Source organism: Centipeda sp. (in: firmicutes) (assembly GCF_057271695.1).
Genome location: NZ_DBHIVL010000015.1, coordinates 14,237 through 38,078 on the forward strand (window position 1 = coordinate 14,237; position 23,842 = coordinate 38,078).

20 protein-coding genes, 2 pseudogenes and 1 riboswitch are annotated in these 23,842 nt (G+C 58.9%); of the genes and pseudogenes, 2 read left to right on the plus strand and 20 right to left on the minus strand.

Annotated features, from left to right (window positions below; translation table 11 throughout):
* Nucleotides 1-10 precede the first annotated feature (10 nt).
* The 10 genes from ACO6BQ_RS03900 to ACO6BQ_RS03945 form a co-directional block, all read right to left on the minus strand.
* Entirely contained in the window at nt 11-979 is a 969-nt protein-coding gene (locus tag ACO6BQ_RS03900) for an ABC transporter substrate-binding protein (protein WP_489119606.1), read from the minus strand.
* Nucleotides 969-2,903, minus strand: a complete 1,935-nt coding sequence (locus ACO6BQ_RS03905) for a TonB-dependent receptor plug domain-containing protein (RefSeq protein ID WP_489119607.1) — start codon at nt 2,901-2,903, stop codon at nt 969-971. Before ACO6BQ_RS03905 ends, ACO6BQ_RS03900 begins: the two co-directional genes overlap by 11 nt.
* 190 nt (nt 2,904-3,093) lie before the next feature.
* Nucleotides 3,094-3,307: riboswitch (cobalamin riboswitch) on the minus strand.
* Nucleotides 3,308-3,393: 86 nt separating this feature from the next.
* Nucleotides 3,394-4,518: a peptide-methionine (R)-S-oxide reductase MsrB gene (gene msrB / locus ACO6BQ_RS03910; RefSeq protein ID WP_489119608.1), complete on the minus strand. Its 1,125-nt coding sequence runs from the start codon at nt 4,516-4,518 to the stop codon at nt 3,394-3,396.
* A gap of 27 nt (nt 4,519-4,545) precedes the next feature.
* Nucleotides 4,546-5,241: a uracil-DNA glycosylase gene (locus ACO6BQ_RS03915; RefSeq protein ID WP_489119609.1), complete on the minus strand. Its 696-nt coding sequence runs from the start codon at nt 5,239-5,241 to the stop codon at nt 4,546-4,548.
* Nucleotide 5,242: 1 nt separating this feature from the next.
* The gene (folK, locus tag ACO6BQ_RS03920; RefSeq protein ID WP_489119610.1) at nt 5,243-6,208 is read right to left on the minus strand and encodes a 2-amino-4-hydroxy-6-hydroxymethyldihydropteridine diphosphokinase; all 966 of its coding nucleotides are present in this window, start codon (nt 6,206-6,208) and stop codon (nt 5,243-5,245) included.
* Entirely contained in the window at nt 6,202-6,576 is a 375-nt protein-coding gene (gene folB, locus ACO6BQ_RS03925; protein WP_489119611.1) for a dihydroneopterin aldolase, read from the minus strand. Before folB ends, folK begins: the two co-directional genes overlap by 7 nt.
* A 2-nt stretch (nt 6,577-6,578) precedes the next feature.
* Complete coding sequence (gene folP, locus ACO6BQ_RS03930; protein ID WP_489119612.1) at nt 6,579-7,427, minus strand: dihydropteroate synthase; 849 nt, start codon at nt 7,425-7,427, stop codon at nt 6,579-6,581.
* Nucleotides 7,396-8,001, minus strand: coding sequence for a GTP cyclohydrolase I (gene folE / locus ACO6BQ_RS03935; protein ID WP_489119613.1), 606 nt, complete (start codon nt 7,999-8,001; stop codon nt 7,396-7,398). The genes folP and folE overlap by 32 nt, the downstream gene beginning before the upstream one ends.
* Nucleotides 8,002-8,073: 72 nt before the next feature.
* On the minus strand, nt 8,074-8,961 hold the full coding sequence (gene dapA, locus ACO6BQ_RS03940; RefSeq protein WP_489119614.1) for a 4-hydroxy-tetrahydrodipicolinate synthase: 888 nt from the start codon (nt 8,959-8,961) through the stop codon (nt 8,074-8,076).
* Nucleotides 8,962-9,031: 70 nt separating this feature from the next.
* Nucleotides 9,032-11,953, minus strand: coding sequence for an insulinase family protein (locus tag ACO6BQ_RS03945; protein ID WP_489119615.1), 2,922 nt, complete (start codon nt 11,951-11,953; stop codon nt 9,032-9,034).
* A gap of 143 nt (nt 11,954-12,096) precedes the next feature.
* Here ACO6BQ_RS03945 and ACO6BQ_RS03950 point away from each other — a divergent pair, with 143 nt between their 5' ends.
* Entirely contained in the window at nt 12,097-12,282 is a 186-nt protein-coding gene (locus tag ACO6BQ_RS03950; RefSeq protein WP_489119616.1) for a hypothetical protein, read from the plus strand.
* Nucleotides 12,283-12,353: 71 nt separating this feature from the next.
* On the opposite strand, the gene truB is transcribed toward ACO6BQ_RS03950, so the two are convergent.
* The 3 genes from truB to rbfA are packed head-to-tail and all read right to left on the minus strand — an operon-like array spanning nt 12,354 to nt 14,551.
* Nucleotides 12,354-13,229 (minus strand): tRNA pseudouridine(55) synthase TruB, encoded by an 876-nt coding sequence (gene truB, locus ACO6BQ_RS03955; RefSeq protein ID WP_489119617.1) that lies wholly within the window; start codon nt 13,227-13,229, stop codon nt 12,354-12,356.
* A gap of 3 nt (nt 13,230-13,232) precedes the next feature.
* Entirely contained in the window at nt 13,233-14,180 is a 948-nt protein-coding gene (locus ACO6BQ_RS03960) for a DHH family phosphoesterase (RefSeq protein ID WP_489119618.1), read from the minus strand.
* Nucleotides 14,177-14,551, minus strand: a complete 375-nt coding sequence (gene rbfA / locus ACO6BQ_RS03965; RefSeq protein WP_489119619.1) for a 30S ribosome-binding factor RbfA — start codon at nt 14,549-14,551, stop codon at nt 14,177-14,179. Before rbfA ends, ACO6BQ_RS03960 begins: the two co-directional genes overlap by 4 nt.
* Before the next feature lie 79 nt (nt 14,552-14,630).
* On the opposite strand from rbfA, the pseudogene ACO6BQ_RS03970 reads away from it, so the two are divergent.
* Nucleotides 14,631-14,735, plus strand: a pseudogene (locus tag ACO6BQ_RS03970) (secretion protein HlyD); the annotation flags it as partial.
* A gap of 66 nt (nt 14,736-14,801) precedes the next feature.
* On the opposite strand, the gene infB reads toward ACO6BQ_RS03970, so the two are convergent.
* The 7 genes and pseudogenes from infB to ACO6BQ_RS04005 all read right to left on the minus strand — a co-directional run.
* Complete coding sequence (gene infB, locus ACO6BQ_RS03975; protein ID WP_489119620.1) at nt 14,802-17,396, minus strand: translation initiation factor IF-2; 2,595 nt, start codon at nt 17,394-17,396, stop codon at nt 14,802-14,804.
* On the minus strand, nt 17,396-17,728 hold the full coding sequence (locus ACO6BQ_RS03980) for a L7Ae/L30e/S12e/Gadd45 family ribosomal protein (protein ID WP_489119621.1): 333 nt from the start codon (nt 17,726-17,728) through the stop codon (nt 17,396-17,398). Before ACO6BQ_RS03980 ends, infB begins: the two co-directional genes overlap by 1 nt.
* The gene (gene rnpM / locus ACO6BQ_RS03985) at nt 17,725-18,003 is read right to left on the minus strand and encodes an RNase P modulator RnpM (protein ID WP_489119622.1); all 279 of its coding nucleotides are present in this window, start codon (nt 18,001-18,003) and stop codon (nt 17,725-17,727) included. Before rnpM ends, ACO6BQ_RS03980 begins: the two co-directional genes overlap by 4 nt.
* Nucleotides 18,003-19,145, minus strand: a complete 1,143-nt coding sequence (gene nusA, locus ACO6BQ_RS03990; RefSeq protein ID WP_489119623.1) for a transcription termination factor NusA — start codon at nt 19,143-19,145, stop codon at nt 18,003-18,005. Before nusA ends, rnpM begins: the two co-directional genes overlap by 1 nt.
* 14 nt (nt 19,146-19,159) lie before the next feature.
* The gene (gene rimP, locus ACO6BQ_RS03995; protein WP_489119624.1) at nt 19,160-19,609 is read right to left on the minus strand and encodes a ribosome maturation factor RimP; all 450 of its coding nucleotides are present in this window, start codon (nt 19,607-19,609) and stop codon (nt 19,160-19,162) included.
* Between the two features lie 163 nt (nt 19,610-19,772).
* Entirely contained in the window at nt 19,773-23,468 is a 3,696-nt protein-coding gene (locus ACO6BQ_RS04000) for a hypothetical protein (RefSeq protein ID WP_489119625.1), read from the minus strand.
* Nucleotides 23,469-23,573: 105 nt separating this feature from the next.
* Nucleotides 23,574-23,842: pseudogene (locus ACO6BQ_RS04005) on the minus strand (autotransporter outer membrane beta-barrel domain-containing protein); the annotation flags it as partial.

A 23,842-nucleotide genomic window follows, 5' to 3' on the forward strand; every position in this document is an offset into this window, starting at 1 on the left:
TCTCGTTTGCTCACTTCTCATCTGCAAAGCGCTCGGGATAGACCACGCGCGCCAGTTCATAGATGCACTCGATCGCATTCTGCCCCGCGCTGTAGCGGTAGGTATCGGGCACGGCATAGAGATGGTTCTCCCGCACCGCCTTCACATGCATGAACAGAGGATCACTGCGGAGCTTCGCGCGGAACTCCTCCGTCTTTTCCCCCTCTGCACTCCATGTCGGCAGCAGAAAAACATCGGGATCGAGCGCAACAATCTGCTCCATCGAAACGGGTGTCTCTGCTGTCAGCCCGACCATTGCGGCACCGTTGCGCAGAGAGGCATGGCGGCACATATCGTCAAAGAGCCCGTCCTTCTGTCCGAACACGCCGCTGAACGCAAATGCGACGACGATAGGGCGCTCCGCCTCGGGGATGTCCCCGACACGACGCTCGACATCCGCGAGGCGTGCGCGCTTTTCCGCAATGAGTGCGGCGGCATTCTCCTCCTGACCGACGAGCCTGCCGACCTCCTCAATGCGCGTAAAGATGCCCTCGACACGCTTCGGCGTGCGCGAGGCATAGACTGTCAGCCCGAGATCGCGCAGACTCTCCACGAGCTCCTTCGGCACGCCGTCCGTGGTAAAGACGAGATCGGGATGGAGCGCAAGCACGCGCTCGGGGCTTCGATCCTTGAGCTTCACGGGAACAGCCTTCGCCGCCTCCGTCATTGAGGAGAGTCCGGGATCATCCGCATAGGCGGTGAGCGCCGCAATCTGCTCGGGCGGGGCAATGGCGAGCAGGATCTCATCCGTTGCGAGCCCCAGCGAAACGACTCGTTTTGGCTTCTCAGTGAGAACCACCTCCACGCCCATGCCATCCGTTCCGCGATAGAACACAGATTGCTCTGCCGCTTTCTCCTGCGCAACCCCGCAGCCGCCGACGAGAGCGGCTGCGAGGAGGAGGAAGAGAAGCGTGCAGAGCAGTGCTTGCTTAGAACGCATGGGTATAGGTCAGGCGGTAGTTGCGCCCGAGGTCAAGGTTGCCATAGCGGTTGGAGTAGTTCTCGCGGTTCAGCAAATTGTAGATGCCGAGCGACACCTCGTCGTCTTTGCCCGCCGTGTAGATGACATTCATATTGAGCTGAATCTTATCGGGCACATCCTGCGCTGCTCCGTACCGCTGCGCCGTGTATTCACGATCGCCAAGGTATTTGAGATTCAGATTCCCCTGCCACTTTGCCATCTGATAGTCGAGACGCACAAGCCCTTGCAGGCGTGCCGCATCCTGTACCCAGTCCTTATTTGTTCCAGTCGGATTCTGTATTTCCGGATTGGACACAGCCCCCCCAAGCGTCAGACTCCACGCATCATTAAAGCGCTTTGCATACTCTAACTCAATCCCTGTATTGCGGAACTGTCCCGTATTGACTGCATAATGCGTATCTGTCGCCCTATCATAGCGCCAGCCGATTTTATTCTTCATATCCATGTGATATACGGCGGCCTTCCACGTATCATTACCGCGACGAATCTTGACCCCCGTTTCGTATGTCCAACCGTTCTCCGGCTTTAGACCAGTCGGGTTAAAATTATTATAGCGGAAGCTATCGTCTACCGTCGGCATCTGGAATGCCTTGCCGACGTTGATATACCAAGCTGTATTCCGATCAAATTGATAGTTCGTCTGGAACTGTGGCACGAAGACCCGTTGATCCTCCTCAGGATCGTTGATGAACTCTCCGCGCAGCCCAAGCGTAAAGTTAAACTTCGGCGTGAATTGTTTGCTGTACGAAGCATAAAGGGAGTTGCCCGTGCGCACAGCAGAACGCTTTTTGGCAGGCGTATCAATTGCCTCACGCTTGTAGGAATAGCCCAGCACCAGAGAGTCTTTTTTCAGCTTCCAAGTCTTCTGTACGTCGAGGATCTGACCGTCCATGGTCGCATTGCCGTCATTCTTCTTGTTGGCAAGATAGTCGTATCCATCAACCTTACGGTAGTTGTAACCAAGAACTGCATGGATTCCATTATCCTTGCCCTGATAGACGAGACTTGCCGTATGGCGGAGATCATTATAGCGATAGTTGTATTTCGTTCCCTCGGGGACAAGTGCCGTCTTCGAGGCATTCTTTTTATAACGAATCCCACCACGCGTGATGTCGGCGTCCATATAGTTGTAGTTGAAGGACAGTTCATCCGTGAGCTGGGCAATCAAGCCGACACGGTTTTTCTTTCCCTTGCCGACCCACCAGTCAACCCAAGAGATCTTATCCATCCCAAACCCATTCGAGTGTGGAAGATCCTTCGACCACTCACGGCTCACATCGACCATGATACGGTCACCTACGTAGGTTGCCTCACTCTTCTTGAAATAGTTTCCAACGGTCTGACTGAGTTTGAATTCCGATTCCTGTTCGGTCGGTTGTTTCAAGATGATGTTCACAACGCCGCCCATCGCCTCAGCACCGTAAAGCGTTGACGCTGCACCCTTGACAATCTCGATGCGCTCGACCATGTTCGCCGGGATGTTCTCCGTGCTCGGGTAGTTCTTGAGATTCATCGGCACGCCGTTCACCATGACGAGGGTTCCGCGGTCATAGCCGCGTAATGTGAGACGCCCCGCAGCAAGCCCGAAGTCCTGCCCCGCCTCGCCGTAGGATGTGCTCGTTGATCCGATCTGCTGGTCGATGGCTTCGAATACGTTGCGGTAGCCGGCCTTCTCGATTTCCTTCGCCGTGATGATCGTTGTCGTTGCCGGCGTGTCGAGATCGCGCTTCTCACGGCGCTGTGCCGTAACAACCGTATCGGTAAGCGCGTGTGTCTCCTCGGATGGGGCATCTGCACTTTCTGCAGCATATGCCGTTCCGACAAAACTTGCTCCCGCAAATGCCGCAAGCACCGCCAGCGTCCACTTCTTCTCTCTTGTCATATCCTATGTCACCTTTCTTCTGCAACGCACTCCATGCGCCGTAATCATATTTTGAAAACTTTTAGGTATAGGGGTAAACAAAAAGCCCCTTCCTGCAACAGCAGAAAAGGGCTCATAGGCTCTCAATCAAAGGGTCTCAAAGCGGCATAAAACAGCACGCAAATCCCCATCCCCATCACTCGCAGGTCAAACGGCGATTGTCAATCAGGCAGTTCTCCTGGCTCCAGTTCATCGCAGACCTGCGCCTTCCCAAGGGAACTCCCCCAGTGACGTTATCGGAAATGACAGTACATTTCCATGCAGGCTTGCTCACTGATACAGTGGCGGGACCGCTCCGGCTTATGGAGATGACTCCTTACCGGATTTTCTATTAAACACAAAGTACCTGATCCAATTCCTATAAAGTTTTCGCAATGCTAAAGATAACATTGGAGGAAGTACTTGTCAATACGAGAAATAGATATTTTACGAATTCTCTCAATATGTGAGATTATTTTTCCAGCAGATAGAGATAGTCGCCGTATCCCTCCGTCTCCATCTCCTCCTTTGGAATGAAGCGCAGGGAGGCACTGTTGATGCAGTAGCGCAGACCGCCCGTCGCTGCAGGGCCATCATCAAAGACGTGTCCGAGGTGCGCGCCGCTGCCCGCCGCCGTGACCTCTGTGCGCACCATGCCGTAGGAGCGATCCTCGTGCTCGGCGATGAGTGCGCTGTCAATCGGGCGCGAAAATGCCGGCCAACCGCAGCCGGAATCATATTTGTCCGTTGAGATAAAGAGCGGCTCGCCCGTCGTGATGTCACAGTAAATTCCTTCGCGGAATTCATGATCATATTCGTTGCGGAACGCGGGCTCGGTCGCTTTCTGTTGCGTAACGGCGTATTGAATCCCGGTCAGACGCTCCTTGAGTTCGGCATCCGAGGGTTTTACAAAGGTGCGTGCCGGATGCTTCCCCGTCCGCTCCGCAGCAGCGCGTTTCTCGCGCATCTGCGCGATGAGGGCAGGCGAGATATGGCAGTAGCCATTCGGATTTTTCTCAAGATACTCCTGATGCTCCTCCTCGGCACGGTAGAAGTTCACGATCGCTCCCGTCTCAATCGCGACGGGCTTTCCAATACGCTTCTCAAGGGCATCGAGGGAGGCTTGTATCACACGGGCATCATCGCTTTCACTGCCGTCCGCATTTGGCACATAGTAGATGCCCGAACGGTACTGCCGCCCAACATCATTCCCCTGCCGATCCACTGCCGTCGGGTCGATGGAGTCATAAAAAGCGGTGAGAATCTCGTCAAGGGAAACGACGCGCGGATCATAGACAACATGAACCGCCTCCGCATGACCACTGCCGCTGCACACGGCACGATAGGAGGGATGTGAGGTCATACCGTTCGCATAACCACTCTCGACAGAGATCACACCATATACGAGGTCAACATAGAGCTCCGTCCCCCAAAAGCAGCCACCCGCAAGATAGATTTCCTTCTGACCGTCCGCTACACTGTTCTTCTGCACGATTTCATGCGGCATCTCCGCCGAAGTCGCAGCGGGTGCGCCACAGCCGCCGAGACAGATGAGAGTGCCAAGTGCACAGATGTTACGCAGAGATGAAATTTTCATGATAAATACCTTTCCGTTCTATTCAAGTCACGCCTCAATCTCCTCCGCCGACGGCAGCTGCCACGCAATCGGTGTCTCCCCCGCCGCTGTAAGAAAGTCATTGACGCGTGAAAAGGGATGGCTGCCGAAGAAGCCGCGATGTGCCGAGAGCGGGCTCGGGTGCGGCGACTCGACGATGAGATGCTGCGGATTCGTGATGAGGCTGCGTTTGCGCCGTGCGGGGCTGCCCCAGAGGATAAAGGCGAGCGGACGCTCACGCGCACCGAGCAGCTGAATGATGTGGTCGGTGAACCGCTCCCAGCCGTGCCCTGCATGGGATGCCGCTGCATGAGCGCGCACGGTGAGTACGGTATTGAGAAGCAGCACGCCCTGCCTTGCCCACGGGATAAGGCATCCATGCGCAGGGGGTACGATGCCAAGATCGTCCTGCATTTCCTTGTAGATGTTGAAGAGGGACGGCGGCGGGTCAATGCCAACCTGCACGGAGAACGAAAGCCCGTGTGCCTGCCCGTCGCCGTGGTACGGGTCCTGCCCGAGAATGACGACCTTCGTATCCGCAAAGCTCGTGTAGTGCAGCGCGTTGAAGATCGCAAACATATCGGGATAGATCCGCTTCGTGCGGTACTCCTCAATGAGAAACTGCCGCAATTCGCGATAGTAGGGCTGTGCCATCTCATCCGCGAGGAGCTCCTGCCAATCGTTTTGAAAAATTGCCTTTGCCATGCTAAACTCTCTCGTAAATTTCAAACATACAGTGTTCTCCGCGCCGCGACTCTGTCCGAACAAAGCCATCGAGCGGCGGCAGAAAGACATCCGCATCATAAGCCCCCGCAAGACGCGTCACGTGGGCACGGCACACAAAGGGAAGAAGGAGGCGGTAGCATTCCCCGCCGCCAATCAAGAAGATCGGTCGCGGTGTTTCGCTCACGAGCGAGCCGAGCCGTGCCCATAGCTCCGTAAGATCGTGCACAACATGAAACCCATCAGCCCGCTCCACTGTCCGCGAGAGCACAATGTTCTCGCGTCCTGCAAGTGGTCGGCAATCAGGCAGGCTCTCCATCGTGCGCCGCCCCATAACGACAATACCGCCCATCGTCGTGCGGCGAAAGTGTGCCATATCCTCTCGGCAATCCGTCAGCAAGCCGCCATTTCGCCCAATGCCGCCCACCTCGTCACAGGCAGCGATGAGTTCGAGCGGATATGGCTCAAAGATTTCAGATGCGCGTACAATCCCCGCCGTATCGACTGCAGCAAGCCACGCCGCAATGCTCTTCCCGTTCACCATCAGATCGGGCGCAATCTCCGCAAGCGGTACAAGCGCAAACGCCCGCTCCGTGAGATAGGGATGCGGCAAGGTCAGCCCCCCATCCGCATACGTCACCCCCTCGATATGCAGAATATCGAGGTCAATCGTCCGCGCTCCCCAGTGCTCGTGACGCACGCGTCCAAGCTCATGCTCAATGCGTTGCAGTTCACCGAGTAGTTCATGCGGCGCACCGTCCAACGAGATGCGTGCCGCCGCATTGAGGAACGGGGGCTGATCGGTCTTGCCCCACGGCGGCGTTTCGTAGAAATGCGACACCTGCTCCACGTGCACAAAGGAAAGCTCCGCCACACGCCGTAGTGCCGCACGCATCGTCTCCCCACGCGCACCGAGATTTGCTCCGATACCGATGTATGCCGTCAGCATACGAGGTCTTTCCTGCGGCGCAGGATCGTCACACCGACATCGGAGAATATGCCGTCGATGGGTGCAGCGGGCTTATGCACCGTCACGCGCACCCATCGAAGCACATCGAAGTCCCGCAAAAGATCCTCCGCTATCTCCTCTGCAAGTGCTTCGATCAGATATTTTCGCGTGACCGTCAAAACAGTGGAAACCACATCATAGACCTCGGCATAGTTCACGGTTTGCCGAAGGTCGTCCACTTCCCCCGCCGCTCGCAGATCGAGCCCCATCTCCACATCTACCTCGAAGGGCTGCGGCACTTCCCGCTCATGAGGCAGTACACCGTGACACGCCATAAAGCGCATCCCGCGCAGAAAAATTCGATCCATACCTACGCTCCCAAAATCGCATCCGTCATGCGGCACATCCGCACAATCGGCTTCACATCATGCACGCGCACAATCGACGCGCCGCGCTCAATCCCCATGACACACACCGCCCCCGTCGCCTCCATGCGCTCCGTGACAGGCAGATCGAGTGCCGCCCCGATAAAGCTCTTGCGGCTCGCACCGAGAAGCACAGGATAGTCCACGCCGTCATACGAGATGAGTTCATCCATGCGCCTGAGAACGTGCATATTCTGCTCCGCCGTCTTACCAAAGCCGATGCCGGGGTCAAAGATGATATTCTCACGCGAAAGCCCCGCCGCATCCGCCATCGCAAGCGAGCGTATAAAGAACGCACGCATTTCTCGGATGATATCCCCGTCATACGTTGTTCCATTTTGGTTGTGCATGACGACAACGGGTACATCCGCCTCGGCAGCTACACGCGCCATCGCTCCCGCCTCTTCCGTATACTGCAGTCCCCAGATGTCGTTCAGCATATGCGCACCTGCCCGCAGTGCCGCACGCGCCGTCTCTGCCTTGAACGTATCCACGGAGACAGGAACGGGACACTCCGGCAGAACAGTCTCAAGAAATGGCAAAAGCCGCTCCATTTCCTCCTCCGCCCCCATCGGCACAAAGCCGGGACGGCTCGACTCCGCGCCAATGTCGATGATGTCTGCGCCATCCCGCACCATCTCCTCCATATGGCGCAGTGCCATATCCCGTGTATTCCATTTGCCGCCATCCGAAAACGAGTCCGGCGTCACATTCAGAATCCCCATGACGAGCGTCCGCCCGCCAATCGTCAGCACCTTGCCGTCACGAAAGTGATACGTTCTCTCTGCCGTCATCCCATTCACCTATCATCTTCCATGCCTGTAATTCCATCGTTTTATCCTCGCGAAAGAGCCCTCGACACGCCGATGTCGTCGTCCTCGTACCGTGTGCACGCGCCCCGCGCATCGTCATACAGAGCTGCCGTGCGTCGAGGACGACAAGAACGCCCTCCGCACCGAGCCCCTGCTCGATCGCACGTGCAATGTCCCCTGTCAGCCGCTCCTGCAGCTGTGGGCGTCGCGCCATGCGCTCGACAAGACGTGTGAAAATGCCAAAGCCCGCCACGCGTCCTGCGTGCGGGCGATAGACAATGTGCGCCGTTCCGAAAAACGGGAGCAGATGATGCTCGCAGACGGAGTGAAACGAAATACTGCGAACGGCGATAAGACCGTCCGTCTCCTCTGTCAGTACATCTGCCCAAAGATCCCGTGTGTCCGTGTGCAGCCCCGAAAAGAGATCCGCGTAGAGCTGTGCCACACGTGCAGGTGTTTCCTCCATCCCCTGCGCAGCAAGATCAACACCGACCGCCGTTAGAAATTCGCGCATGGCACGTTCTGCACGTGTGAGATCGACTTTATCCTCTGTCACCGCACTCCGTCCTTTCCATATCAAAAACGCTCCCCCGCCGCGCACCGCACAAAGGGAGAGCATCTGATCGAATTACTTCAGCAGCCCATGCGCCTTGAGTGCTGTCTCCAGCTTCGCTGTATGCGCCGGCTCCATCTCCGAGAGCGGCATACGCAGCGGCCCCACGTTGTAGCCGAGGAGGCGCATCGCTGTCTTCACGGGGATCGGATTGACCTCGCAGAAAAGTGCGTCGATGAGGTCGGCGTATGCAATCTGGAGCCGTGCCGCCTCCGCAGTATTCCCGTCGAAATAGTGCTGACAGATATCGTGCGTCGCCTGCGGCGCAACATTTGAGAGCACGGAGATAACCCCCGCGCCGCCGAGCGAGAGGATGGGCACGATCTGATCGTCGTTCCCCGAGTAGACCGCAAGCTCGTCGCCAACCGCCGCACGCAGACGCAGGATCGCCGAGAGATCTCCGCTCGCCTCCTTGACCGCGACGATGCGCGGATGCTTCGCGAGTGCTGCGTACGTCTCCGTCTTGATGCTCACACCTGTCCGCGATGGCACGTTGTAGAGAATCGCAGGGATGTTCACGCTGTCCGCAATCTTCGTATAGTGGGCAATGAGCCCGTTCTGCGTACACTTATTGTAGTACGGGGTCACAAGAAGCAGCGCATCCGCCCCGACCTTCTCCGCATACTGCGAGAGCTCGACCGCATAGGCGGTTTCATTCGAACCGGTTCCCGCCACAACGGGAATGCGCCCCTTCACCTGCTCTACCGTATAGCGAATCGCCTCACGGTGCTCCGCATCCGTCATCGTCGCGGACTCGCCCGTCGTCCCTGTGATAACGATGGCATCCGTGCCGCCCGCGATCTGATCCTCGATAATCCGCCCGAGTTCCGTATAGTTCACGCCTGTCTCTGTAAACGGCGTAATGATGGCGACGCCGGCACCACGGAAAACTTTCTTCTTCATGGCAGGTTCCCCCTTCAAGTTCATCTGCCGCTATTATCCCACGCGCGGCATGAAAAGTCAAAAATTTTCCTCACGTCCGCAGCGCGGGACGAATTGCACCGAAAAGTGCCTCGTTTGCGCGAATCTTCTCCTCGCCGCCGAGCACGCAGCGCACATCAGCACGCATTGCCGCCTCCACGAGCGGCGCGAGCGCACGCACATCCTCCTGCCGTGCCGTCAGAATCTCCGCGCGTGCCTTCTGGCGATCCTCCCATGTGATGCCGCGCAGGTGGAACGTCGCTGCGATATCGCCCTTCATCTGCGGCGTGAGCGGCGCATCCACGCTGCTCATCGTCCCGATGATGAACTTGTCCATCTCGCGGTCGGATACGTCGAACGAGCGCACATAGTCTGCCGTCTCATCGAGCACCGCAAACGTCTCCGCGAGGTTCGGGTCGCGGTAAGAGGAAAAGATCATGAAGCCGTTGCGGTTGAACTGCGTCATTGTACCGTACGCTCCCCCCTGCACACGAATCCGCGTCCAGAAGTAGTCATAGCGCAGCAGCGTCTCAAGCACACGCAGAACCCCCGTGTAGGAGAATCCCAACTTGATAAAGTTTGCGCCCTTCGCCACATACTGTACGCGGCTCTGCGTCATCAGTCCCTCGTTCTTCGGCGCAATCTCCCATGTGTACGATACTGCGGGGAAGGTCTTGGACGAGAGCTTCTGCCGGAATGCCGTAAGCCCCGCTGCAATCTCATCGTAGTCCGCCGCAGGTGCGGTAACGCTCACCATCAGATCGTTTGCATTGAAAATCTGCGGCAAAATACGGCGGAATACCGCCTGCATCTCCGCATGACGCGCCGTGAAATCATCCTTGAACGTGCGCAGAAAGTCGTGGAACGGCAGCCCGCCGACCTCGGCATAGCAGCCCGAGAACATGAGATCGGCAGCGATGCGCGACGCGACAACCTGATTTGCCGCACGCTGCAGGGACAGCTCCATGCCCGTCTTTTCCTCGTCGATCAGCTCGCGCACGCGCTTTGCTCCCGAGAAATCGCTCTCCGTCATAATCTCCGCGAGGAGATCGAAAAGACGCGGCAGATTCTCACGCAGCACCTTCGCACGCAGCTTGAAACGCGGCAGGAGCGAGTCCGGCTCGCCTGCACGCGTATAGGCGACAATGTCCACGCCGAAACCGCCCGTGTAGAGACTGCGCAGCATCGCGAGCTCCGCATAGCTGTGCCGCGCCGTATCGACCGCACCGAACATCTCGGCGAGGAGGTACGCATACGGCAGATCTGCCTGTGCGACCGCCGCCATCGGGAAGTAAAAATTCAGATAGACAATGCCGTTCGTCTCAAGATCCGAGTAAAGAATCTGTGTCCCTCCGAGGTCACGAATCGCAAGCGGCAGACGCTCCGCGTCCGCACGGATGTCGGAGCGTGCGAGAATCGGAATCGACGCGAGTGCCTCCTCCGAGTCCGCCTCCTCCTGCGCCGCCTTGAGTGCCGCACAGGCATCCATCACCTTCGCGATCTCATCGGCACTCATCGCCGCCTTTTTCTCCGCGAGGATCGCCGCCTGTGCCGTCTCACGCTCCTGTCCGAGCGTCCGGCTTGGCGCGAGCGTCACGAGTGCTTCGTGGGGATTCTCAAGGAAGGACTCCCGAATCACCTGCTCGAAGTAGCCGTCTGCCAGCCCCTCTTTGAGCTGTGCAAGCACATCCTCATAGCGCAGGTAGTCCGCAGGCACACCGTCGTAGAGCCACGTCTTCATCATGCGGATGCCGTAGATCAGCCCCTTCGGCGAGGAGCCAAAGTCCGACTCGCGCAGACGAAACTCAAGCGTATTGAGTGATGCCTGAACGAGCGTGTGATCGAGACCGCCGTCCGCAAGTTTCCGCAAGGTCTCCTTGACGATCCGCACAAATTCATCGGCACGTGCCGTCTCCGACTTGCTCACGATGATGCTAAAGAGCGGCTGCAGGATGTCACTCTCATAGTTCGAATCCACGTCACGCCCAAGCCCCGCGTCGATGAGTGCCTGACGCAGCGGTGCGCCCTGCATCCTGAGAAGCGCGTGATCGAGAATCTGCAGTGCCATCACACGCTTTCGGTCGGACGTGTCGCCGATGACCCAGTTCAGCGAGAGGAAACTGTTTCCCTCCAGCGGTTCCTCCGTCCCAATGGGATAGAAATGCGCCTTTTCGACGCGCCCTGCGAACGCCTGTTGACGGTCAATGGGCGAGGGCACGGGAATCCGCTCGAAATGCGAGAGGTAGGCACTGTCGAGGTACGCAAGTTTTTCCTTGATGTCCATATCCCCGTACAGATAAATGTAGCTGTTCGAGGGGTGATAGTACCGTGCGTGGAAATCAAGAAACATCTCCTGCGTTAGCGTTGGGATCGCCTCGGGATCGCCGCCCGACTCGCAGCCATACGTCGTATCGGGATAGAGTGCAGCCATGATGCGGCTGCCGAGGAGATCATCGGGCGCGGAGAGTGCGCCCTTCATCTCGTTGTAGACCACGCCGCTGTAACGAAGCGGCGCATCCGCATCGTCGAGCTCGTAGTGCCAGCCCTCCTGCATCAGCACCTGCGGATTCGTGCGCATAGATGGATAGAACACCGCATCGAGGTACACGTCCATGAGGTTTTGAAAGTCGCGGTCGTTTCGGCTCGCAACGGGGTACATCGTCTTGTCTGGGAACGTCATCGCGTTGAGAAACGTGTTGAGCGAGCCCTTCACAAGCTCAACAAACGGCTCCTTCAGCGGATACTTGCGCGAGCCGCAGAGCACCGAGTGCTCCACGATATGCGCCACGCCCGTATCATCCACGGGCGGTGTGCGGAAACTGATCGAAAAAACCTTGTTATCGTCTGCCGTCTCAAGAAAGAAGAGCCGTGCGCCCGTCTTCTCATGGACAAACGTATGCCCCTGCCCATCCGCCTCCGCAATCTCCTCCATGCGTACGAGGCGAAAACCGTGAATTACGTCATCTATCTTCATGTATGTGTTCCTCCTTTGTCATTCCTGCCATTATAGCACAGAGAGGGCAATTCTCAAAATTTGCAGACTTGCGATTGCAGAAAGAATACAATAGAATAGTTACAGTAAGAGATTCTAAGAGAAGCGAGGAAGGAGCGATTCGCATGAGTTCGAAGTGGGAAGAATTTGTTCAAGAAATCACATCAGAAGCAATGGAGCGCGGGCGAGAAACGGAGCGACTGTCCTCCATTCGGCAGATGATGGAAAAACTATCGGTCACCGCTGAAAAAGCAATGGATGTCCTCGCCATTCCACAGTCGGAATGGGGACGCTATAAGGCACTGCTCTAAGCGATGCTCGTACATACAAAAGACCCCGTCGGCACTCGTGCCGACGGGGTCTTTTGCAGCCATTATCTCATTCACCTCGGCGGAAACGCCTTCGCAGGATACATCTCCCGCTCTGCCGCATCATAGCGTCCGATGCCAAGAAAAACGCCCTCGGCATACACGCGATAGCAGCCCTCGGCAAGCTCCATGCGCCGCTCCGAGGTCGAAAGCCCACTGTAGAATGCCTTCACGCGCTGCGGGGCGAGCTCATACACAGGCAGATCGAGGGCAGTCTCAGGAGCACACAGAGCTGTCTCCCGCACCTCCGCAAGTTCCTCAAGCGTATACGAATCCGCGAGCACAAAGCCGCCGACGCGCGTGCGCAGGAGGAAGCGCATCGTCGCGGGAAGGCCCACCGCCGCGCCGATATCCGTGCAGAGCGAGCGGATGTATGTCCCCTTCGCACAGTCCACATCGACGAGGATGCGTGCGTGCGCGGCATCCGCATGGACGAGCTCCAGTTGGTCAATGCGAACCGTGCGCGTGGGGATCTCCACCGCTGCCCCCTGCCGCGCAAGGTCATAGGCACGCTGTCCCCCGACCTTGATCGCGGAGTAGGCGGGCGGTGTTTGCGTAATCACGCCGACAAACCGCCCAAGCACACTCCGTAGCTCCTCCTCGGACGGCAGCACGGGATTCTCCACGCGCTCAACCACTTCACCGTACACGTCCCCCGTGTCCGTCGCGTAGCCAAACGCAATCTCCGCACGGTAGGACTTGTCCGCACCCTCCATATACTCCACGAGACGCGCGGTGCGCCCGAGTGCAACGGGCAGGATGCCCGCTGCCGCAGGGTCGAGTGTCCCCGCGTGCCCCACACGTTTCTGCTTAAAAATACGCCGCACAATGTCAACGACATCGTGCGACGAAAGCCCCGTAGGTTTCAGCACATTGATAAAGCCGTCCACGTCTTAACGGTTCAGCTCCTCCCCAATCGCCGCGAGGATTGTCTTCTTCGCCTCATCGAATGAGCCGTACAGAGTGCAGCCCGCCGCACGGATGTGACCGCCGCCGCCGAAGCCCTGCGCGATGCGTGAGACATTCGTGCCCTTCGAGCGCATGCTCACGCGGTAGCTGTCCTGCTCGAGCCACTTCATGAAAAAGACGACCTGCGTCCCCTCGATCACGCGCAGAGCATCGAGCAGTCCCTCCGTTGTCGTGACTTCCTTTGCCCGTTCCTCGTCGATAAAGACCGCTGCAACCCTGCCGTCATAGAACATCTCGAGGTTCTTGATGGCGCGTACCTGCGCCATGACTTCATCGTAGGATTTCAGCTCCATCGCCACCGCGATGATATTCGGCTTTACCCCGATCTCGATAAGGTCCGCCGCCGCACGCATTGTATGCGGCGTGGTGTTCGAGAAACGGAAAAAGCCCGTGTCCGTCGCCATCCCCGTATAGAAACAGGTCGCAGCATCGAGCGAGAAGCTGCCGCCCATCGCATGCACGAGGTCGTGCATGATCTCACAGGTCGCGGCGTAGTCCGGATTCAGATAGAGATACTCCGCCGCCTCATCGTTCGTCACATGATGGTCGATGTTGAGCACGCGCACGGCATCGACCGCATCGAGCACCGCACCCGTGCGCTTCAGCTCTACATCGCAGACGATGAGAAGATCGGCAGTGTAGCGCATTCCCTCAGCGGGACGCTCGATCTGCTCCACCCCCGGCAGGATGCGAAAGGTGCGGGGAATCTCATCGTCGATCAGCACGTGCGCATCCTTGCCCTGCTCTCTCAGATAGTGCATCAGCCCGAGCGTCGATCCGATGCTGTCCCCATCGGGACGGATGTGCGAGGTGAGGATGATGGTCTGCGCGTCGGCAACCATCTGCGCCGCCTGTTCGAGTGCGATCTTCATACCGTCTCCTCCTTTTCCCCCGCAGGTTTATCCTCGTGAATCTCGTTCAGCAGCCGCTGAATGTGGTCGCTGTAGTTGAGCGATGTATCGAGCGCAAAGCCGATCTCGGGCGTAAAGCGCAGTCGAATGCGCTTCCCGATCTCACGGCGCACGAAGCCGAGCGAACTCTCCAGTCCATACAGCGTATCGCGTGCCTTCTTTTCGTCCCCCATGACGCTGACATAGATCTTCGCCTCGCGCAGATCTTCCGTGCACGCGACGGATGTGACCGTCACAAAGCCGATGCGCGGATCTTTGAGCTCATTGAAGATAATGTCGCTGATTTCCTGCTTGATAAGTTCCTGTAGTTTTTCAACGCGAACCTTTGCCAAGGTGCGCCTCCTCTCTCTATAGGAATCACTGATAAAATGAAGTCCGTCAGATTGGCGTAGATTTTTTCGTCCGAACTAGGAGGCAAACCGGACGCATAGCAAGGGCTATGTGGAGGATTTGCAGACGTTGTGCGGGCAAAAAAGATGCGCTAAGATGGCGGTGCTGAATTTATCAGTGCTTCCTATACAAAGGGGTACAGCCCCTGTCCCGCTTACAGACACGGGGCAGACGGCTGCACCACCTTGATGATTATTCTACGTTTTCTTCCGCTGCCGCGGCTGCTGCGGCCGCGGCAGCCTGCGCCTCGCGCTTCTGCTCTGCCGCCTTGTTCGCCTCAGCGATGGAGGTCTCGATCTCCTCCATTGTATATGCCTCGATGATATCGCCCTCCGTAAAGTCGCGGAAGTCAACAATCGAGATGCCGCACTCATAGCCGGCAGCAACCTCCTTCACCTCATCCTTAAAGCGGCGCAGAGAGTCGATCTCTCCGTCGAAGAGCTCAACATTGTCGCGCAGGATGCGGATCTTCGAGTTGTTGTGGATCTTGCCCTCGAGGACGTACGAGCCGGCGACAAGAGCCTTCGAGAAGCGCATGACCTGACGGATCTCAACGCGTCCCTGAATGACTTCCTTGTACTTCGGCTTGAGCATGCCGCTCATCGCATCCTTGACATCGTTCAGAGCATCGTAGATGACGCGGTAGGTACGGATGTCCACGTTCTCCGTGTCTGCGAGACGGCGTGCATTCGCGTCCGGACGGACGTTGAATGCGATGACAATTGCCTTTGATGCCGTCGCGAGCATGATATCCGACTCGCTGACCGCGCCGACGCCCGAGTGCACGATGTTGACACGCACTTCGTCATTCTTGTTGAGCCCGAGCAGTGCGGAGTTCAGTGCCTCGACCGAGCCCTGCACGTCTGCCTTGACGACGATGTTGAGATCCTTGATATCGCCCTGCTGGATCTGCTGGAAGAGCGCGTCGAGCGAGACACTCTTCGACTTGATGAGGTCACGCCGCTGATTGCCGAGACGCGCCTCTGCAATCGAGCGCGCCTGCTTCTCGTCAACGGCGGCGAGAATGTCGCCCGCCGACGGCACGTCGTTGAGACCGAGGATCTCAACCGGCATGGAGGGCCCCGCCTTTTTCACGTTGTCCCCACGGTCATTGATCATCGCGCGAACGTGACCGTACGCCGTACCGACGACGATGGAGTCGCCGATGCGCAGCGTGCCGCTCTGAACGAGCACCGTTGCGACGGAGCCGCGCCCCTTGTCGAGCTTTGCCTCGATGATGACACCGCGCGCCTCGCGATTCGGGTTTGCCTTCAGTTCCTCGACCTCGGCAACGAGCAGGATATTCTCGAGCAGGTCGTCAATGCCGATGTGCTGCTTCGCAGAGACGGGTACCATAATGGTATCGCCGCCGTATTCCTCGGAGACCAGCCCGTACTCCATAAGCTCCTGCTTGACGCGGTCGGGGTTTGCGCCCGGCTTGTCAATCTTGTTGATGGCAATGATGATAGGCACGCCTGCCGATTTCGCGTGATCGATCGCCTCGACCGTCTGCGGCATCACGCCGTCGTCCGCCGCAACAACGAGAATCGCAACGTCTGTAATCTGCGCACCACGCGCACGCATCGCCGTAAACGCCTCATGACCGGGCGTGTCGAGGAAGACGATCTTCTTGCCCTGACACACGACCTGATACGCGCCGATGTGCTGGGTGATACCGCCCGCCTCATGCGTGCTGACGGAGGTGTTGCGGATCGCGTCGAGCAGTGATGTCTTGCCGTGGTCGACGTGACCCATGACGGTGACGACCGGCGGACGATCCTTGAGTGTCTTGGGGTCGTCCTCGATCTCCGGGATCAGCGTCGGATCGACATCCGGCGGCAGCTCCTCCGTCGTCACGCCAAACTCCGCCGCAACGAGGGATGCTGTATCGTAGTCGATCTCCTGATTGATGCTCGCCATGACGCCCATGAGCAGCAGCTTCTTGATGATGTCGGAAGCGGTATAGCTCATCTTGGACGCGAGATCCTTGACGGCGATCGTCTCGGGCAGCTTGATGTGCTTCGGACGTGCGATCTCCGCCTTTACCACAGGCGCAGGTGCCGCCGCACGACCCTTGCGCCCCTTACGCGCACCGCTGCGGCTGCGCTCGTTCTGGCGCAGATCGGTGCGCTCCTCGCGGTCACGGCGTGCACCGCCGCGCCCAGTGCGGCTGCGGTCGCCGCCGGCGGCATTATTCTCACCACCGCGACCACCGCCGCGCCGGCGGTTCTCACTGCGCCCCTCGCTCGCGGGCGGCGGCGGAATCGCCACACCGGCAGCAGGACGTGCACCGCCGCGCGCACCTGCGGAACGCTGCGGACGTGTGCCCGCACTCCCCAATGCGCCGCCCGAGGAACGAGGACGCTCCTGTGACTCCGTGCGCGTCTTAGCGGGTGCCTGACGCACGATCACGATGCCGGATGCCTTCGTGCGTGCACGCAGCACAGGCTTCTCTTCCGATGCTGCAGGCGTGGTCTTTTCCATAGAGGGCTGCTCTGTCGGCTGCTTTTCAGGCACATAATTCTGCGACGCAGCAGCTTGTTTTTCCTTCTTTGCCGGACGCCCGGCTGCCTTCGGAGCGGGGGATTTGCTCTGCAGGGACTCCTTGCGTACGGGTTTTGCGGTACGGCCAAGTTCAGCCTTGACCGCAGCGCGCTCTTCCTCGCCGACTGCGCTGAACATATTCTTCACTTTATAGTTCTTGCTCTTTAGGATATCAATAATGGTATCTTTGTCCGTCTTGAATTCCTTTGCCAAATCGGTGATTCTGTATTTCGATTCTGACATCAATCCACCCCCGTCGGTATATCCTGCAAATAGGCGCTGAGCCTGTCCGCAAATCCTCTATCTATGAGCACAGCAACCGCACGGTACTCCTTGCCGAGACAGTGTCCGAGCTGCTGCATGGTCAGTAACTCCGCCGTCGGCACATTTTGCTGCGCCGCCATGCGGGTAAATTTCGTCTTCGTCTCCTCCGAGGCATCCGCCGCAAGCAGGAGATATGTTCCCTGCTTCCGTTTCAGTGCCTCCTCCACCACGAACGCACCGGATAGGATGCGCCGTGCGCGCGCCGCCATGCTGAGGAGGTTCTGCGTGCGCTTTTCCATTTCTGCATTCATGCGCCGTCCTCCTCACGTCGGACAACGTCCTCCAACGCATCGTAGACGGCAGGAGCAACCCGCCCCTTGAACGACCACGAAAGTCCGTTGTGCTTCCGCGCCAATCGGAGGCATTCGGAGGAGGGGCAAAGATACGCGCCGCGCCCCGGGCTCTTGCCCGTCGGGTCGTATGCGGCCGTCCCCTCTGCTGTCCGCACGATACGCAGGAGCTCGCTCTTGGGATGCAGCTGACGGCAGCCGACGCACAGCCGCTCGGGCTGTTTCGTCTCCGTCATTATGCCTCCTCTGCCGCAGGCTCTGCTTCCACCGCAGACTCTTCCGCCTCATCGGCGGCAGCCATGAGTTCCTGCGCCTGTGACTCACTCTTGATGTCGATCTTCCACCCCGTGAGCTTGGCTGCGAGACGGGCATTCTGCCCCTCCTTGCCGATCGCAAGTGAGAGCTGGTAGTCCGGCACGACAACGCGCGATACCTTCTCCGCCTCATTCACCGCAACCGAGATGACCTTTGCGGGGTTCAGCGAGTTCGCAATGTAGGTCGCGGGATCGTCGCTCCACTTCACAATGTCGATCTTCTCGCCCGCGAGCTCGTCGACCACCGCCTGTACACGCATATAGTGCGGCCCGACACAGGCACCGATCGGGTCGACGCGCTCCTCCGAGGAGTACACCGCGACCTTCGAGCGGCTGCCCGCCTCACGCGCAATCGACTTGATCGCGACCACGCCCTCCTGCATCTCGGGCACCTGCAGCTCAAAGAGTTTTTTGAGCAGCTCCGGATGCGTACGCGAGAGGAGGATCTGCGGACCGCGCACCGTGCGCTTTACCTCGATGATGTAGGCTCGCAGCGTATCGCCGTAGTTGTATTCCTCCGTCGGCATCTGCTCCGTCGCCATGAGCAACGCCTCGGCACGTCCGATATCGACAAAGACATTCCGGCCCTCAACACGCTGGACAATGCCCGTCACGATATCTGCCTTGCGATTCATATACTCATCGTAGACAATCCCGCGCTCCGCCTCTCGGAGACGCTGCATGACAACCTGTTTCGCCGTCTGTGCCGCAATGCGTCCAAAGTTCGCAGGGGTCATCTCGATCTCGACCACATCACCGACCACATAGTCAGGGCTTATGGCACGCGCCTGAGAGAGAGAGAGCTCCGTAACATCGTTCGTTACTTCCTCAACCACATCCTTGATGGCAAAGACGTGAAACGCTCCCGTTTCACGCGACAGAGCAATGCGGACGTTCCGGTCATTCTGTGCCAGGTTGAAGTTGCGCCGATATGCCGAAGTCAGCGCATCCTTGATGGTGTCGAAGAGCTGCTCCTCGTCGACACCCTTTTCATACGCAAGCTCCTTCAGTGTCTGAAGGAACGCCTTTCCGTCGGTCTTCTCCTTTGTGCTTTTTCTTGCCAAAACCCAAATCCTCCCTAAAAGTCGATATGCAGACGTATCTGTGAAACCTGCTCCATGGGGATGTGAATCCCCTCGTCCAAGGTCAGCACCTCTCCATCACAACCTGCAAGTACGCCCGTCCACTGCTTCTTTCCGTCAAAGGGCGCATAGAGCGTCACATCGACCATCCTGCCGTGCTCGCGCTCGAAATCGCGCGACTTTTTCAGCACGCGGTCGAGCCCCGGCGACGACACCTCCAAGATATAGGCATCTGGAATGAAGTCCTCGCGGTCAAGAATCTCCTCAAGACGCTCACTGAGGCTCTGGCAATCGTCGATATCAATGCCGCCCGTCTTGTCAATATAGACACGCAAATAGTAGTCGCGCTCGCGTACATACTCGACATCGACCAGCTCCAACTCCGGCACATCCGCCAGGAGTCCGCGCACGATCTCCTCGACGCGCTCCTCGATCTTCGCGCTCATGCTCTCCCTCTTCTCATACGCAATGAAAGAGTGGGCTTCCACCCACTCTTTCCAGATCTTAAATGAATTTATTGAAGTATAGCATAGTACATGGATTTTGTAAAGCCCCGCGTCGATAAAATACACGGATGCCGCCCGAAACTCCGCCGCACGGCTGCGGCGCTCAGACCTTCCACTGCAGATGCACATCGCCGATGAGCCCGCGGCGCACACCCTGCCATTCCGAGAGACGGACCTCGCAGGAAAAGCGGCCGTTCGGCGGGGCGAAGCGGTAGCCGAGACGGAGGAGGAGACTGCCGCCCTGCAGCGATACAGCGGGGGCGGACAGACCGTCAAAGGACGCCCCTGCCCGTCCCGCGAGTTCGTACTCGTACGCAAGCCCCGCAGATACCTCGTGCGCCGCCCCCATGCGGTACGCATAGAGAACCCCCAGGCGCAGCCGATGCGATGAAACCGCATCGAAGGTATACCGCTCCACCAGTGTTTCCGTTTCTCCGCAGGGAAGCTTGACCGTCGAGCGGATCTCGGTGTCTGCGGATGGCTGATATGTCCCAAAATAGCGCACAGACGCATCCACTGTGCTGTGCGCCCCCGCGTGCACCCGTTTGCCCGCACCAAGGTAGATCCCGTAGTACGGGCGCGACAGCACCACCCTTGAGTCGCTGTCCGGCGCGATGGAGCCGCTGTAGTCGCTGCGTACCGTACCGCCGTGCAGCGCCGCCTCCATCCATGCGCCCGTGGGCCGCTCGATACGGCCGAATACGCCCAGTCCCAAGCTGCTGATGCCGCCCTGCCCGGAGGTCCCGTCGCCGAGATATGCGTCATACGTCCCTTTGCCGTACACGACATAGGGACTAAGCACGCGCTGCGTACCGTTCTTCGTATCCGTGCGCGACCAGCCGCCGGCAATGTTCCACCCGTCGGTGCGGATCTCTGCATCCGCAGAGCCGCTCACGAGCCTGCCCCGATCCGTCACCGTCCACAGGTGGTAGCCGCGCTTCTGCGCATCCGGCACTGCGGCGGAGGCGATGCCGCGCAGCGGCAGCTCGGCGCTGCGGCGGACAAAGTCCGTCGCTCCTGCGCTCATCTGGACAAAGGACTTGGTGCGGTCCGTCAGTCCCGGTCCCACGAACCGTGCATAGAGTTCGTCCGGTGCGCGCATATCCTGCGGGGTTGATGCCGTATTCCGCACGCCGAGCATAAAAGGAGGACGGCGCGACACCTCAATCGTTCCGAGCGTCCGCGGGACAAGAGAGCCGGTCCGCAGGCTGCTGCCGGTCTTGAGCAGACTGATCTCCTCGCCCACGCGGAACGCATCGCCGCCGCTGCGCATGGCGACAGCGAACGTGGCGTCCCGGAGGTCGGTGTCCTGTTCCGTGTCCGTCAGGCGCAGGAGCGGCGACGTGCGATCCTTTGCCCGTCCGTCGAGGAAGAAGTTGACCTCCTGAACACTGTGGGACACGATGTTGTGTGCCGTCGAATGCGGCTGCGGCCCCTCCGTGTCACAGACGATATTCAGTCGGTTGCGTTGCGTCGCACAGGCACGCTCCACCGACACATCGCCCCGAACGCCCTCGGCACTCCGAAGGACGCCGCCCCCGAGGCTGCCCGTGACCGCCGCCCCCTCGAGTGTGATGGTGTTCCCGTGCGCCTGACCGCTGCCGTCGTCGCTGTCGATCCGCCCGCCCGCCACATCCCCGCCGACCTGCGTGCGAAACAGCGTGACCGTATTGCCGTGCGCCGTCAGCCCATCGCTGAGGACAGCCAGGTGGCCGCCGATCACGTCCCCCTCCACCGTCGTCATCTGCAGCACGACGCTGTTGCGGTTCGCTTCTTTCTCGGCATATAGGCTGCCCCCCACGCTGCCGGTCACTCTGGAGTTGGCAAGTTCGACGCTGTTTTCCTCGGCAGCCCCGCCGTTGCCGCCGAACACATCTGCCCGAACCGCAGAGTCCTTGATGACGACACGATTCCGCCGCACTTCGCCCTTTCCGTTCGCACCGCCCACGCCGCCTACGGTGCAGCCGAAGATCTCGACCTCGTTGTCGTTGGCGATATCGCCGCCCAAGCTGCCACCCACGCCGTATGTCACTGCAGAGTCCTTGATGACGACACGATTCCGCTGTGCTTCGCGCTCTCCGTACGCGCCGCTCGCGCTGTCCACCGTGCAGCCGGCGATCTCGATCCTGTTGTCGGTGGCGACGACGCCGGAACCGCCGGTCACAGTACTGCCGATCACACTGCCGATCAGTTCGACTCCGTTTTCGTTGGCGATCATGCCAGAGCCGCCGGTCACCCGACTTTCGATCTTGGAGTCCTTGATGACGACGCTGTTCCGCTGCGCTTCGCCCTCTTTCGAAATATCGTCATAACCGCCGCCGTCCACGCTGCCCCCCACCGTCGCACCGATCAGCTCGACCCTGTTTTCATTCGCGATCGTGCCATTGCCGCCGACCACGTAGTCTTCCACGGCGGAGTCCTTGAGGAAGACGCGGTTTCGGTTGGTAGTCCCCTCGAACAGACCAATAGATAGTGCCCCACCGTGGACAGCCCACACAGATGCACCGTCGGAGATGCGGACGGTGTTTTCATGCGCGTACCCGATCCTTTCTGTATCGCGCACCACGCCGCACGCGCCGCCCGCGACATATCCGTACACACCACCGGAAAGCAGCACCTCATTGCGCACGGCAGCCCAGTTCTGCCCGCCGTATACGTTCTCGGCACTCCCTCCACGACTCCGGACCGTATTCCGCTCGGCAATCGTTCCCTCTTTGATCTTGTTGGGATAGACCTTTGGGGTGACGACACCATCATCCCTCTTCCGGTAGTAGTAACCCCTTATTTCATCTTCAAGCGCTCCGGCAAGCCAACGCACCCTGACCCCCGGACCGATCTCGGCCGTATTCTCCGCGATGGTCTTGAAATGACCGGAACTGACGGCACCACACAAGAAAAAGATCTCCGAATCCCCCGTCGCGACAGCGGTATTTCCCACAACAGTGCGGTCAGGGTCTGTTGTTTCGATGGCAGCTGCACCCACCGCCTTCCCCGAGAAACCCATAAGCTGTCCCGGAGCCAAGCGCACTCCGTCGAGAACAACATGGTTATCGCGGACGCTGCCCCCATGACTTTGGGCACCGGTATAATCGGCATCGCTGCTGTTCGATACCGTTACCCGATTCCCGACGGCATCCCCGCCCGTATATCCTCCACAAACCCCCAAAGAAAAAGCATAATATTCACTATCAACAGGCGCACCGACATTGCGTACCACCACCTCATTGTAGAGGACATCGGCACTGCCGCAGTCCGGCACCCCCGTCCTCAGGGACACACCGCCGAACACCGGGTAATTCATTGTAAAGGTATCGGGGTTGGCGTAATCGCCGCTGATCGTCACCCTGTTATGGTGTACATCGCCCACTGCTTCTGTGCCGTGGGCCATGCCGCCGAACAGCGCGTAATCAGGCATATTCGATATGTCTCCGATCCAATGATATCCTCCGACCCTCCATCCGCTGGGCGTTGCAGCATCCCGCCCGACGATCACTTCGTTGTGGTGGACCGCTCCGGGACCGTAGGTCATACCGCCGCCAAACTTGAGGTCGTCCCGTGTTGAATCGCCGATACCGGAGTTGACGCGCAGGACATTGTGATGCACCTCCCCTGCGTCGGCAGGATCGGTAATCTCCCCCGCCACGAGCGAGGTGTCAGCTGCCAGTCCCACCGTCTGCCGCTCGTGTCCTGCGACCTCCGTCCCCGCCAGACAGACCGTCGGCGGCAGGAGGGTGCTCCCGAGCAGCAGCAGCGAAAGTGAGGGGAGGAGGCAGGTGTTTTTGGTCACAGTTCCATGCATAGCAGATATTCCTCCATCCGTAAACATTTTGAGCATCCGAGCACCGAGCACCTATATATTACAGAAGAGCGCAGACAGCAATGTGTCTAAGACATGGAGCGTCGGTCAGAACGCCCAGTTACCGTGCGCACTGCCGATATAGCCGTAACGCTTGCCCTGCCAGCCCGTGAAGTGCAGTTCGTACGAGAAGCGGCTGCCCTGCGGTGCGAAGCGGTAGCCCGCCTCGATCATCGCACTCCCGCCGCGCAGCGACGGGCTCGGAGCATCAAATCCCTCGTACGACGCGCCCGCTTTGCCGCTGAACTCGTACTCCCACGCAAGCCCCGCATAGACTTCGCTCTTTGCACTGTCCTTGTGCGTGTATGTGAAGCCAA

Coding starts and splice junctions, on each gene's coding strand:
- ACO6BQ_RS03900 (WP_489119606.1), bottom strand. CDS start 979: ATGCGTTCTAAGCAAGCACTGCTCTGCACGCTTCTCTTCCTCCTCCTC.
- ACO6BQ_RS03905 (WP_489119607.1), bottom strand. CDS start 2,903: ATGACAAGAGAGAAGAAGTGGACGCTGGCGGTGCTTGCGGCATTTGCG.
- msrB (WP_489119608.1), bottom strand. CDS start 4,518: ATGAAAATTTCATCTCTGCGTAACATCTGTGCACTTGGCACTCTCATC.
- ACO6BQ_RS03915 (WP_489119609.1), bottom strand. CDS start 5,241: ATGGCAAAGGCAATTTTTCAAAACGATTGGCAGGAGCTCCTCGCGGAT.
- folK (WP_489119610.1), bottom strand. CDS start 6,208: ATGCTGACGGCATACATCGGTATCGGAGCAAATCTCGGTGCGCGTGGG.
- folB (WP_489119611.1), bottom strand. CDS start 6,576: ATGGATCGAATTTTTCTGCGCGGGATGCGCTTTATGGCGTGTCACGGT.
- folP (WP_489119612.1), bottom strand. CDS start 7,427: ATGACGGCAGAGAGAACGTATCACTTTCGTGACGGCAAGGTGCTGACG.
- dapA (WP_489119614.1), bottom strand. CDS start 8,961: ATGAAGAAGAAAGTTTTCCGTGGTGCCGGCGTCGCCATCATTACGCCG.
- ACO6BQ_RS03945 (WP_489119615.1), bottom strand. CDS start 11,953: ATGAAGATAGATGACGTAATTCACGGTTTTCGCCTCGTACGCATGGAG.
- ACO6BQ_RS03950 (WP_489119616.1), top strand. CDS start 12,097: ATGAGTTCGAAGTGGGAAGAATTTGTTCAAGAAATCACATCAGAAGCA.
- ACO6BQ_RS03960 (WP_489119618.1), bottom strand. CDS start 14,180: ATGAAGATCGCACTCGAACAGGCGGCGCAGATGGTTGCCGACGCGCAG.
- infB (WP_489119620.1), bottom strand. CDS start 17,396: ATGTCAGAATCGAAATACAGAATCACCGATTTGGCAAAGGAATTCAAG.
- ACO6BQ_RS03980 (WP_489119621.1), bottom strand. CDS start 17,728: ATGAATGCAGAAATGGAAAAGCGCACGCAGAACCTCCTCAGCATGGCG.
- rnpM (WP_489119622.1), bottom strand. CDS start 18,003: ATGACGGAGACGAAACAGCCCGAGCGGCTGTGCGTCGGCTGCCGTCAG.
- rimP (WP_489119624.1), bottom strand. CDS start 19,609: ATGAGCGCGAAGATCGAGGAGCGCGTCGAGGAGATCGTGCGCGGACTC.
- ACO6BQ_RS04000 (WP_489119625.1), bottom strand. CDS start 23,468: ATGCATGGAACTGTGACCAAAAACACCTGCCTCCTCCCCTCACTTTCG.